This is a genomic window from Ruegeria sp. E8 (genome assembly GCF_056533985.1).
In genome coordinates this window covers 135,619-148,376 of record NZ_JBQFOY010000001.1, presented here as the reverse complement: position 1 = coordinate 148,376, position 12,758 = coordinate 135,619, and the positions used below count along the sequence as shown (strand labels likewise).

The 12,758-nt window shown below is 58.3% G+C and carries 10 protein-coding genes; 3 read left to right on the top strand and 7 right to left on the bottom strand.

The features are described from left to right. Window positions 1–86: 86 nt before the first annotated feature. Together ACR0LF_RS00750 and ACR0LF_RS00745 are read right to left on the bottom strand one after the other, a co-directional pair. Window positions 87–1,307: an N-acetylmuramoyl-L-alanine amidase gene (locus ACR0LF_RS00750; RefSeq protein WP_480573508.1), complete on the bottom strand. Its 1,221-nt coding sequence runs from the start codon at window positions 1,305–1,307 to the stop codon at window positions 87–89. Between the two features lie 66 nt (window positions 1,308–1,373). Next, window positions 1,374–2,537: a pyridoxal phosphate-dependent aminotransferase gene (locus tag ACR0LF_RS00745; protein WP_480573505.1), complete on the bottom strand. Its 1,164-nt coding sequence runs from the start codon at window positions 2,535–2,537 to the stop codon at window positions 1,374–1,376. On the opposite strand from ACR0LF_RS00745, the gene ACR0LF_RS00740 reads away from it, so the two are divergent. Together ACR0LF_RS00740 and ACR0LF_RS00735 are read left to right on the top strand one after the other, a co-directional pair. Beyond that, window positions 2,536–3,918 carry a M48 family metalloprotease gene (locus ACR0LF_RS00740; protein WP_480573502.1) on the top strand — a complete coding sequence of 461 codons (1,383 nt, stop codon included), beginning with the start codon at window positions 2,536–2,538 and terminating at the stop codon, window positions 3,916–3,918. The two genes, ACR0LF_RS00745 and ACR0LF_RS00740, sit on opposite strands and share 2 nt — an antisense overlap. Then, a complete protein-coding gene (locus tag ACR0LF_RS00735) occupies window positions 3,915–4,673 on the top strand; it encodes a DsbA family protein (protein WP_480573499.1) in 759 nt (252 codons plus the stop codon). Before ACR0LF_RS00740 ends, ACR0LF_RS00735 begins: the two co-directional genes overlap by 4 nt. 47 nt (window positions 4,674–4,720) lie before the next feature. On the opposite strand, the gene ACR0LF_RS00730 is transcribed toward ACR0LF_RS00735, so the two are convergent. The 4 genes from ACR0LF_RS00730 to hemA form a co-directional block, all read right to left on the bottom strand. Further along, the gene (locus ACR0LF_RS00730; protein ID WP_480573496.1) at window positions 4,721–5,539 is read right to left on the bottom strand and encodes a DUF2189 domain-containing protein; all 819 of its coding nucleotides are present in this window, start codon (window positions 5,537–5,539) and stop codon (window positions 4,721–4,723) included. Window positions 5,540–5,705: 166 nt separating this feature from the next. Next, window positions 5,706–6,827: a flavodoxin-dependent (E)-4-hydroxy-3-methylbut-2-enyl-diphosphate synthase gene (ispG, locus tag ACR0LF_RS00725; RefSeq protein WP_480573493.1), complete on the bottom strand. Its 1,122-nt coding sequence runs from the start codon at window positions 6,825–6,827 to the stop codon at window positions 5,706–5,708. A gap of 71 nt (window positions 6,828–6,898) precedes the next feature. After that, window positions 6,899–8,104, bottom strand: a complete 1,206-nt coding sequence (locus ACR0LF_RS00720; protein WP_480576125.1) for a helix-turn-helix domain-containing protein — start codon at window positions 8,102–8,104, stop codon at window positions 6,899–6,901. Window positions 8,105–8,233: 129 nt separating this feature from the next. Continuing rightward, on the bottom strand, window positions 8,234–9,457 hold the full coding sequence (gene hemA / locus ACR0LF_RS00715) for a 5-aminolevulinate synthase (RefSeq protein ID WP_480573490.1): 1,224 nt from the start codon (window positions 9,455–9,457) through the stop codon (window positions 8,234–8,236). A gap of 319 nt (window positions 9,458–9,776) precedes the next feature. Here hemA and ACR0LF_RS00710 point away from each other — a divergent pair, with 319 nt between their 5' ends. Beyond that, on the top strand, window positions 9,777–11,162 hold the full coding sequence (locus ACR0LF_RS00710; protein ID WP_480573487.1) for a M20/M25/M40 family metallo-hydrolase: 1,386 nt from the start codon (window positions 9,777–9,779) through the stop codon (window positions 11,160–11,162). Window positions 11,163–11,315: 153 nt separating this feature from the next. Here the strand turns inward: ACR0LF_RS00710 and lpdA are convergent, their stop codons facing one another. Next, the gene (lpdA, locus tag ACR0LF_RS00705; RefSeq protein ID WP_480573484.1) at window positions 11,316–12,710 is read right to left on the bottom strand and encodes a dihydrolipoyl dehydrogenase; all 1,395 of its coding nucleotides are present in this window, start codon (window positions 12,708–12,710) and stop codon (window positions 11,316–11,318) included. Between the last annotated feature and the right edge of the window lie 48 nt (window positions 12,711–12,758).

Below are 12,758 nucleotides of genomic sequence, written 5' to 3'. Positions count from 1 at the left end.
CTTTTACTCGCGGTGCCGCCTATATAGTGTCGCACCGCCCAAGGGTCAAAACACCAAGCGTATTCTAGCCGGTTTGCGCCGCAAGGTCACTGACCAATCAGGGATTTGCGGATCACATCCTGCTGACGCCAGTCTTCAAGCCCCTGATAAATCCCCAAGGCCATTTTGGCCCGCCATTCGGAATCCTTTAGGTTTTTCCGATCTCTGGGGCTGGACAGGAACCCAAGTTCGACCAAAACGGACGGGATATCCGCCGCCTTGAGCACTGAAAACGAAGCCGTACGCAGCGGTTTGCGGTTCATCGGCCCGCCCTGCTGGGCCATTCCATTGGCAATCGCGCCCGCCAGCGCCTTTGTGCGCGGCACTGTTTCCTGACGCGCGATGTCCAGCAGAACATCGGCCACCTGATCGTCCGCTCCGTTCAGATCGATGCCTGAAATCAGGTCTCCTCGATCATGCCGCTCGGCCAGTTTCGAACTGGCCACATCCGATGCATCCGCTGACAGGGTATAGACCGCAGCACCATGTGCCTGCCCTTCGGACAACGAATCCGCATGAAGCGAAATGAACAAATCCGCTCCGGCCCGATGCGCCAAGGCAATCCGGCGTTCCAACGAGACGAATTGATCGTCAACCCGCGTCAGAACGACTTCGTAACCACCTGAACGCAATAGAACTTCGCGCAACTCACGCGCAAAGGTCAGCATCAGGGTCTTCTCATCAACCCCGTCGATTTCGGCCCCCGGATCAATACCCCCGTGCCCCGGATCAAGCATCACGCGCAATGGCCGGTCAGCAGAGCGCGAGGTTACCTGCGGCACTTCAGCCGGCTTTGGCAAATCCCAACCCGGATTGCGCGGCGCGCCTGCGGTCGCGTTGAACGCATCGAAATCCGTACCCTTGAGATTAAGGGACAACAGCGCAGCTCCCGAATCCTCTGCAACCGACATCTCGGCCGTATCCACTGCCATCGGTGCGCCCAGTTCCAGCACCAGGCGTGACCATCCGGGAACATAGGCCCCGAATTGCACACCGCTGACGCGTTCGGACTGCAGAAAATCCTCTCGGTTCAGCCCGGTCCAGTCCACCTCATTGAAGTCCAGAACCATACGGTAGGGATCTTGCAGGGTGAAAATCCTGTACGGGACGCCCTGGCTGAGGCCGATATCCACCCGAACGCCGGTCCGCCCGACATCCGAGATGCGACTTTGATCGGGCTGAACGCGTGCCAAAGCGCTGAAGTCCTGCGCAACGGCGGCGCTGGCCAGCGCCCAGATCAGCGCTATGCAAAAGAAGATCCTGCTCATGGCCTCAAGTTTTCCCGAGATCGTTTGGCGGGCAGCCTATACCACAAGGGATGATTTGTGAACGGCTCAGGCCTGTTCCCGGACCGCTCCACGCTCGGCCATGAACAAGCGCAAACGCTCAAGCCCTTCTTCTATGTCGGCAGTCGCCCTCGCGTAGGAAAAGCGCAGGGTCGTATGCCCACGTTGCGGGTCGAAATCCAGACCCGGCGTGACCGCCACACCGGCCTTCTCCAGAATCTCGGCGGCAAAGGCGCGGCTGTCATCGGTCAGGTCAGACACATCGGCATAAACATAAAACGCCCCATCCGGCGGAGCGATGTTGGTAAACCCGGCCTTGGGCAGACCTTCCAGCATTAAAGCGCGGTTTTGGCGGTACACGTCCAGATTGGCTTGCAACTCCTCCTCGCAATCCATCGCCGCCAGTGCCGCGAGCTGGCTGGCATGTGGCGCGCAGATGAACATGTTCTGAGCGATCCGCTCGACCACGCGCACCTGATCTTCGGGCACCACCATCCAGCCCACGCGCCAGCCGGTCATCGAAAAGTATTTCGAGAATGAGTTGATTACATAGCACTCATCCGTCAGTTCCAGCGCGGTAACGGCCTTGGCCTCATATTCCAGACCATGGTAAATCTCATCGCTGATGAACGACGCCCCCTGCCCGTGCGCTGCTTCGATCAACGCGCCCATAGCAGCGTGATCCAGCATTGTGCCGGTGGGGTTCGCAGGCGAGGCAACCATAAGCCCTTGCAGGTCCATGCCCTGAATATCCGCGGCCACGGGCTGCAACCTGTTTTCCGGCGCGGTTGGCAAATCGACCGGCACCAGCCCGAGCGCCCTGAGAATCTGGCGGTACGAAGGGTATCCCGGCGCGCCGATGCCAATGCGGTCGCCGCTGTCGAACAAAGCGGTGAAAGCCAAAAGAAAACCGCCGGACGATCCAGGGGTGATCACCACACGTTCGGGGTTCAGGTCGACATCGTACCAATCGCCATAGAGCCGCGCGACCCGCTTGCGCAGCGCAGGCAGACCCAAGGCCACCGTATAGCCCAACGGGTGTTGCTCCATCGCCTTCGCCAGCGCTTCGGTTGCGCCTTTTGGCGCGCCGGTGCCGGGCTGGCCGACTTCCATGTGGATCACATGACGCCCTGCCTCTTCGGCTTTGCGCGCCGCCTCCATCACGTCCATCACGATGAAGGGATCGACCCCGGACCGGGTTGAGTTTCTCATGCCCATCTCCCATGTTGCAGCCATGGCTTTTGAACGCGTATCCCGGCTGGCGTCAATCCCGGCCCTGATGCTTGCGGTTGTCGTCTGGCTGTCGGCAGCGGCACAATCGCACGCGCAAGGCCTGATCCGTGATCCCGACATCGAACATGGGCTGCGTGAGTTGGCCTTTCCCGTCTTGCGGGCCGCCGGGCTGAACACCAACCGGGTTCAGATTCTGGTCGTCAATGACAACACGTTCAACGCATTCGTCATCGACTACAACGCCATCTATGTGAATTACGGGCTGATTCTGACGGTCGAAAGCCCCGAAATGCTGCAAGCCGTGATCGCGCATGAGGCCGCCCATATCGCGAATGGTCATCTTGCGCGCCGGGTCGAAAATTTTCGGGCCGCGCAGCGTAAGGCCGGCCTTGGCACCGCATTGGCCCTGCTGGCTGCTGCGGCAGGCGGCGGCGAAGCGGCCGTTGGCATCGCCGCAGGCACACAGGGCGCGGCGCTTCGCAGTTTTCTGGGTCATACCCGCGCCGAAGAGGCCTCGGCCGACCGAAGCGCTGCAAGCTATCTGCGCTGGGCCGAAATTTCGCCCAGCGGGATGGTCGCCTTGCACCGGAAATTCGCAGGACAGGAATTGCTGAGCACCGCCAATCAGGACCCCTATATGCGGTCGCACCCCACCAGCCGGGAACGTTTGCGCGCCGCCGAAGCCTTTTTGGATGAATTTGGTGACAAGACTGTTCCAAATGCCAATGCAGATTACTGGTTTGCCCGTGTCAAAGGCAAACTATCGGCCTTTTTGCGGTCTCCCAATTGGACGCTACGGCGGGCCAAAGAGGAAAGCGATCCGGATATCCGTCTGATGCGAGTGGCCTCGGCCCATCATCAGAACCGCGATTTGGGCCGTGCCCGTGCCGCCATCGACGAGGCTCTCGCGCTGCGCCCAAACGACCCTTATTACTACGACCTCAAAGGGCAAATACTACTGGAAAACAGACGCTTGAACGAATCTGTTGAAGCTTATGGGAACGCCGTTGAAATGGCCCCCAACAATGCGCTGATCCTTGCAGGATATGGGCGCGCCTTACTGGCACAGGGGCAAACCAAACAAGCCCTGACCACCTTGGAAAAAGCCCGTGCGCGCGATTACCGAAATGTCAGGCTGATGCAGGATCTGGGTGTTGCCTATTCAAAAATTGGCAATAACGGGATGGCGTCGACCGTGACGGCAGAACGCTATGCGTTGCAAGGGCGTTTGGATGACGCTGGAATTCACGCGAAACGGGCCATCGGGCAACTGCCCGAAGGCTCTCCGGGTTGGCAACGGGCACAGGACGTGCTGATTGCTTCGGAACGATTCAAGAAAAACAAAAGGAAACGGAAATGATCCTCAGACATGCTGCAGCCGCCCTTCTGGGGCTTTCCTTGGCAGCCACCTCAGTGCAGGCGTTGGACCTGAACGCGATGAGTGATGCCGAAAAGGCCGAGTTCGGCGCGCAGGTGCGGGAGTACCTGCTGGAAAACCCCGAAGTGATCATCGAAGCGATCAACATTCTGGAACAGCGCAATGCTGTCGCCGAAGCGGCAGCGGATAAAGAACTGGTTGTCGCCAATGCGGATGAGCTGTTCAACGATGGTTTTAGCTGGGTCGGTGGCAACCCGGATGGCGACATCACACTGGTCGAGTTCATGGATTACCGCTGCGGCTATTGCCGTCGCGCCGTGCCCGAAGTGGCCAGCCTGTTGGCTGAAGACGGCAATATCCGGCTTGTGATCAAGGAATTCCCCATTCTGGGCGAAGCATCCGTTCAGTCTTCGCGCTTTGCCGTGGCCACCAAGCACGTGGCGGGCGACGATGCCTATAAGCAGGTCCACGACGCCCTGCTGGAATTCACGGGCGAGCCGACCGAAATCTCGCTGCGCCGCATTTCGGACGGTCTGGGTTTGGACAGCGATGCAATCGTCGCGGCGATGGACAGCGACCGTGTTACCGACGAAATCACCCGCACCCGCGCTTTGGCACAACGGATGCAGATCTCTGGAACGCCCTCGTTCGTTTTGGGCACCGAGATGCTGCGTGGTTTCCTGCCCGCTGATCAGATGCAACAGATTGTTGATGGCGTGCGCGCTGAACAGGGCTGAGTGTTTGGGGCGGTTCATCCGCCCCTTCCAAAATCAAAGACCGACAATCACTCTTCCTTCGGTTCCACTGCCCGTTGGTATAGATGCCATGTGGTATGGCCAAGGATCGGCAGGGTAAAGATCAGGCCGAGAAACGCCGGGACCAGCGACAACAGCATGGTTACCGAGATGATTGCCGCCCAGCTGAGCATGACCACCGGGCTTTCCGATACGACGCGTAAAGACGTTAACATGGCGGAAACGAAATTGGTTTCCCGGTCCAGCAGCATGGGCATGGCGACGACGGTCACCGAAAACAGGACAGCCGACAGGAAGGCGCCGACGCAGGTGCCAACCGCAAGGAATGTCCAACCCTGTGGCGTGAAGAAGACGATGTTCAAGAACCCGTCAAAATCCGAAAAAGACGCTTTCTGCAGGATAATCGCCAGCCACAGCCGCACCTGGTAAATCCACACCCAGAATATGAACAGGGTAACAAAGGCCATCCAGCCCATTTCGCGTTTGCGTTGATTGGCCATGACGGTGAGGATTTCAACCCACCCGAAACGCTCGCCTTTCTGCAACCGTCGGGATATCTCGTACAGCCCGGCGGCAGCGAAAGGCGCAACCAGAGGAAAGCCGACAATAGCGGGAATGATCATCCAGATCTTGCCAAGCCAGACCAGGCTCCAAACCATCAGGATGCCAAACACAGCATAGAATAGACCAAAGAAACCGCTCATGAAGGGGCGCGACAGAAAGTCGGAAAACCCGGCCTTCAGCGACGCGGTGATATCATCTGCAGTAACCCTGTTGACTTTGGGCATGGCCTGCTGCGGCGGTGTGAGTTTGTCTGGCGGTGTGGAACCTGCGGTGTCGGATGTCATGACACACTCCTCCCAATGCATGGCGCCGCGCTGGTCTGTTTACCACCAGGACCGGCGGTGAACAGACGTCCATCCTGTGCATAAGAGTGTGCAACAGGGGTGGCCCAAGGGCAAGGAGTGAGTGTGGCAGCTGTATCTGCTTTAACTTAGCAGCCAAACGCGCAAATTACTCGGCGGCTTCTGCCGCTGCGTCCAGTTCAGCCGCCTTTTTCTCGACCTGCTCCACGATGTGATCGATCATCTGATCGTTCGACATCTTGTGGCTGGCTTTACCCGCCAGATAGACCATGCCAGAGCCTGCACCGCCGCCGGTAAAGCCGACATCGGTCATCAGTGCTTCGCCCGGTCCATTGACCACGCAGCCGATGATCGACAGAGACATCGGCGTTTTGATGTGTTCCAACCGATGCTCCAGCGCCTCGACGGTTTTGATGACGTCAAAGCCCTGCCGCGCGCAGGATGGGCATGAGATGATGTTTACACCCCGGTGGCGCAGACCAAGGGATTTGAGGATTTCGAACCCGACCTTGACCTCTTCCACCGGATCAGCGGAAAGGCTGACACGGATCGTGTCACCGATACCCATCCACAGAAGATTACCCAGACCGATGGCGGACTTGATAGTGCCAGAGACCAATCCGCCAGCTTCGGTGATACCCAGATGGATGGGGGCGTCTGTGGCTTCGGCAATGCCCTGATAGGCTGCCGCGGACAGGAAAACGTCACTGGCTTTCACACTGATCTTGAACTCGTGAAAGTCGTTGTCTTGCAGGATGCGGATATGTTCCAAGCCGCTTTCAACCATCGCCTCGGGGCACGGTTCGCCGTATTTCTCAAGCAGGTGCTTTTCCAGACTTCCCGCGTTCACGCCGATGCGGATCGAACAGTTGTGGTCGCGGGCGGCCTGAATGACCTCTTTCACGCGGGTCTCGTCCCCGATATTGCCGGGATTGATGCGAAGACAGGCAGCCCCAGCTTCGGCGGCTTCGATGCCGCGTCGGTAGTGAAAATGAATGTCCGCCACAATGGGCACCGGGCTTTCGCGCACGATCTCTTTCAGCGCCTTGGACGAACCCTCATCGGGCACCGAAACCCGCACGATATCAGCACCCGCCTCGGCCGCGGCCTGCACCTGCGCTACGGTGGCAGCGACATCGGTGGTCAGCGTGTTGGTCATGGTCTGCACCGCAATGGGCGCGTCGCCACCAACGGGGACGTTACCGACCATGATTTGACGGGATTTACGACGATAAATGTCGCGCCAGGGGCGTACATGATTGAGGGACATAAGGACGGATCCGCGTCTGCCTGAGTTGCGACTGTAGATAGTTCGGCAACCGGGTTACCGCAATGGCTAGATCACTCAGCGGGCGCTTCTGTCGCCTCGGTCTGCAATTCAGCCACCAATTGCTTGAGCGCGCTGTTCTGCTCTGCCTCAAGATCGGCAACGGCATAGGTTTCGGACACCGCGTCCTTCGACAGAACAACGCCTTTGGCTACAGTGCCCGGAGCACCCGCTGGCCCGTAGTGTTCGCCATTCATCGAGAAGTAGACCGAACCTGATGCGCCTGCGCGCAGGGATGGCGGCTCTTCCGTCAGGGGCACTTCGAACACGCTGCCCTGCTCAACCGTGCCCAGCGTGCCTTCGAAAATCACACTTCCATCAGCTGCGGTCACGCGCATCCATGCGGGGTTAACGGCAACGATCTTGAGCGTTGTGTCGATCTGTTCAACCACTTGCGGCAAGGCCGGTCTTTCGACTGTGTGAACCTCAGCCACTTCGAATTTTGGCAATTCCGGTGGGCGGAAGGTTCCTACGTCGCGCGGGTCGAGCGTGGAAATCGGAGCATCCCGTGCAACCAGAACCGGCACATCCAGCGCCTGCGGGCGATAGAGACGGTCCAGAGCTTCGGCGCTTGCCGTCTCAGCAACATCCTCTGACGCGCTGCTGCGCGCCGCATCCAGCGGATCCAGATCGGACAGAACCACCGGTGCCTGTTCCACCGGGCTGACCTGTACTTGCTGAATTTTGTTCAGAACAGTCCAGCCGCCATAGCCAATACCGCCAATCACCGCCAGCAGGACCAGCGACGAGCCAATGGCTCGGGGTTCAATCTGGCTGACAAAAGATTCCCGGCCCGGAGTGTAAGGCGTGTTGGGTGAAATGAAGGGATCGCGCCCCATCGGACCTCGTGCGGGTAACGCGCCAGAGGGTTTGCGAACGACCGAGGCTTCGGCCGACATGCCATGGGCAACTTCAAATCCGCTTTCCTCGCAGAAGGATGCAAAGGTTTCATCCGGGTTCATTCCCAGATAGCGCGCATAAGAACGCACATACCCGGCGATAAAGCCGGGTGTGTCGAATGCTTCGGGATCTGCGTTTTCGATGGCAGCAATGTAGTTGGCTTTGATCCGCAGTTCGCGCTGAACGTCCAGAAGAGATTTGCCCATCGTCGCGCGTTCACCGCGCATCTTATCGCCCAGGCGAACTTCGTAGTCGTCAAACCCTTTTGGTCTGACATCCACGTCCTCTTCGGAATTGCGCTGTGATCTGCGCCCAATCATCCCTGCTGCCCCATTCTGCCCGTCGCGTGTTTCGCGTAAGCGTCGAATCATCCCCACAATGATTCGTTCACTTCTTTTGTTAGCCTAAGCTTAACACGCGGCAAACTCGTTGCACACTTTGGCGTGAGGTTATCCGGCAAGTTCGGCGCGATTTAGCGCACAATGTGACCAAAGTTCGTCCATCGCCTGCACCAGACGGTTCATTTCGTCGGGTCCATGCACCGGAGAAGGGGTAAACCGCAGCCGCTCGGTTCCGCGCGGGACGGTCGGGAAATTGATCGGTTGCACATAAATACCATAATCGTCCAGCAACCGGTCGCTCAGGATTTTGGTATGCACAGGGTCACCAACGATGACCGGGACAATATGGCTGCCATGGTCGATCAAAGGCAGGCCCATCCCTTTCAGACGCAGCTTGAGGATCTTGGCCTGGGTCTGATGCTGTTCGCGCAGCTCAGTTGCCGTTTTCAGATACGCGACAGATGCCGCGGCCCCTGCGGCAACGGCAGGCGGCAGGGATGTGGTGAAGATGAAGCCCGGCGCATAAGAACGCACGGCGTCACACATCTTGGCGCTGGCCGCGATATAGCCGCCCATCACGCCATAGGCTTTGGCAAGGGTGCCATTGATGATGTCGATACGATGGGCCAGACGATCCCGTTCGGTCACACCACCGCCACGCGGGCCGTACATGCCAACAGCGTGAACTTCGTCGATATAGGTCAGCGCGCCAAATTCGTCGGCCAGATCGCAGATCTCTTCGATCGGACCAAAGTCACCGTCCATGGAATAGACCGACTCGAAGGCGATCAGCTTGGGCGCGGCAGGATCGTCCGCCTCAAGCAATTCGCGCAGATGCGCCACGTCGTTGTGACGGAAGATGCGCTTGGCACCGCCATTGCGGCGCACGCCTTCGATCATCGAAGCATGGTTCAGCGCGTCGGAGTAAATGATCAGGCCCGGGAACAGCTTGGGCAGCGTGCTGAGCGTGGCGTCGTTGGCGATATAGGCACTGGTGAACAACAGCGCCGCTTCCTTGCCATGCAGATCAGCCAGCTCGGCCTCAAGCTTCTTGTGATAAACCGTGGTGCCCGAAATATTGCGTGTACCGCCCGAACCCGCACCGGCGGCATCAACCGCCTCGTGCATTGCGTTCAGCACAACAGGGTGTTGGCCCATACCCAGATAGTCATTGCCACACCACACGGTGATATTCTGTTGGGACCCATCCGGGCGCGTACGCACCGCGTGGGGGAAATGTCCATTGCGACGTTCGATATCGATGAAAGTCCGGTAACGACCTTCATCATGCAGCCTGGCAATCGCTGAATCGAGCTGAGCAGTATAGTCCAACGGACCCTCCTTGAATGCCCGATCCGGTCTCCGTTCGGGCAATTAGTCTGCCACATCCCACAGTTTAACCTGTTTCAGCGGCTTTGTGTTCCTTTATTCAGCTGGTTACAGCCGAACAGGTGAACCCAACTTTGATTTGCATCAAATATAAGGTCACATCACCTACGGCAAGTATAGTTCCGGCCAAAGGACGCGTGGAAACGACGCAGGCCCCGTCGCATCGCTCAACTATTCGTGGGGCGTATTTCCGGTCAACCACTCTGGACGGCGCCGATAACGCTGCTAGGTTCGCCCAAACTTTGACAAGCAGGAGCCCCCCATGTCGCTAGACACCGTGCTGAACCGAATCGACGAAGATCTGCAAACCTCGATCGACCGCCTGATGGAACTGCTGCGCATCCCCTCGATTTCGACCGACCCCGCCTACAAGGCCGAAGTCGACCGCGCCGCGGACTGGCTGGTCGCCGATCTGAACAGCATCGGAATTGCGGCGGAGAAACGGGAAACTCCGGGTCACCCGATGGTCGTGGGCCATGTGGGCGAAGACACAGATGCCCCGCATATCCTGTTTTACGGGCATTACGACGTGCAGCCCGTTGATCCATTGAACCTATGGACACGCGACCCCTTCGATCCTGCCATCGAAGACACCGAGCATGGCCCCGTCATTCGTGGACGCGGAGCATCGGATGACAAAGGCCAGTTGATGACCTTTGTCGAAGCCTGCCGCGCGTGGAAAGCGGTGCACGGTTCCCTGCCCTGCCGCATCACTTTCTTCTTCGAGGGCGAAGAAGAATCCGGCTCGCCCTCACTGGTCCCGTTCCTCGAAGAAAACGCGGCTGAACTGAAAGCGGATCTGGCACTAGTTTGTGATACATCCATGGTATCGCGTGGTGTTCCGTCGATTGCCGCGCAGCTGCGCGGTATGTTGAAGGACGAATTCACCATCGTCGGCCCCCGCATCGACCTGCACTCCGGCCATTATGGCGGCCCGGGTCTGAACCCCCTGCGTGAATTGTCGAAAATCGTAGCCTCTTTCTACGATGACGAAACCGGACGGGTCGCGGTAGAAGGATTTTACGAAGGCGTTCACGAAGTACCCGAAGACCAGCTGCGCCAATGGCAAAACTGTGGATTCGACGAGGCGGACTACCTGAACTCGGTCGGCTTCACCCAACCACACGGAGAAAAAAACTATTCAACGCTCGAGCAACAATGGGCACGCCCGACACTCGAGATGAACGGTCTGTGGGGCGGCTACAACGGAGCTGGCTCGAAAACCGTGATACCATCGGAAGCACATTGTAAAATCACCTGCCGGTTGGTCGGCGATATGGACCCTGACGCATTGCGCACCAAGATCCGCAAACATGTAGAAGATCGTCTGTCGCCGGATGCAAAAGTGGTCTGGGACAACGATCTGGAAGGCTCGCCCGCCTCGGTCATGAACATCAACCGTCCGGAGTTCGAAGCCGCACGCGGAGCATTGTCGGACGAATGGGACCGCGAAGCGGTGTTTACCGGCATGGGAGGCTCGATCCCTGTCGTCGGTTATTTCAACACTGTTCTGGGGCTTGATTCGATGCTGGTCGGTTACGCCAATGAAGATGACGCCATCCATTCCCCGAATGAGAAATATGACGTCAAGAGCTTCCACAAGGGCATCCGCTCCTGGGCCCGTATTCTTGATGCTTTGAACAAGTAAGGGTTTTTCAGCGAGGCTCTGCCTCGCGCTCCGGGATATTTGCAGCCAGATGAATAGAGGATCCCTGCTTCATCTGGCCCAAAATATCCCGGGGGAGGCGCGCGCAGCGCGGCGGGGGCAGAGCACCCTGCCCGACCGAAACACACGTACATATTACATGTGGATCACGCGGCCATACGCATCCAACACGCTCTCGTGCATCATTTCTGACAGCGTTGGGTGCGGGAAGACCGTATTCATCAGGTCTTCTTCGGTTGTCTCCAACTGACGCCCCACAACATAGCCTTGGATCAGTTCGGTGACTTCTGCACCAATCATATGCGCACCGAGTAGCTCACCTGTCTTGGCGTCGAACACCGTTTTGATCAGACCTTCCGGCTCACCCAAAGCAATGGCCTTGCCGTTGCCGATGAACGGGAAACGGCCAACTTTAATGTCGTACCCCAGCTCTTTGGCTTTCGCTTCGGTATACCCCACCGACGCCACCTGAGGCTGGCAATATGTGCATCCGGCGATGCTTTCAGGCTTGACCGGGTGGGCGTGCTGGCCCGCGATCAGATCGGCGACCATGACGCCTTCATGGCTGGCCTTGTGCGCCAGCCAGGGTGCGCCGGCGATGTCGCCGATCGCGTAGAGACCCTCGACACCGGTCCGGCAATATTCATCGGTCACCACATGCGTGCGATCGATCTTGACGCCCAAAGCTTCCAGGCCGAGGTTTTCGACATTCCCGACGATACCGACCGCCGAGATCACTGTGTCGAATTCGTGCTTTTCAACCTTGCCCTTAACTTCGATATGAGCGATCACTTTGCCCTTGCCACGATCCAGTTGCTTGACCATGGCCTTTTCCATGATGGTCATGCCCTGCTTGGTGAAGGCCTTCTTGGCCAGGGCGCTGATTTCCGCATCTTCTACAGGCAGCACGCGATCCATCACCTCGACCACGGTCGTGTCAGCGCCCAATGTGTTGTAGAAGCTTGCAAATTCGATGCCGATTGCGCCCGAGCCGATGACTAGCAGCTTCTTGGGCATCCGAGGCGGTTGCAAGGCGTGCTTGTAGGTCCAGACCAGATCACCATCCGCTTCGAGACCGGGCAATTCACGGGCCCGCGCGCCGGTTGCGAGAATGATGTTCTTGGCTGTTAATTCTTCGGTGCCCTTGTCGGTTTTGACACTGACCTTGCCTTTGGCAGGGATCGTGGCCTCGCCCATCACTACGGCAACCTTGTTCTTTTTCAACAGATGACCGATGCCGCCGGACAACTGGCCGGCCACACCGCGCGATCGTTTGACGACCGCGTCAAGATCGTAGCCAACCTTGTCAGCCTTAAGGCCGAAATCCTTGGCCCGTTCCATCAGATGGAAAACTTCGGACGACCGCAGCAATGCTTTGGTGGGGATACAACCCCAGTTCAGGCAGATGCCGCCTAGATGCTCGCGTTCAACCACAACGGTTTTCAGACCAAGCTGGGCCGCGCGGATGGCAGCAACATAGCCACCGGGGCCAGCCCCGATTACGATCAGATCATAGGATTGTGCAGCCATGTGTCCCTCTCGGCGCAGGTGTCAGAAAATTTAGTTTACCATTAAACT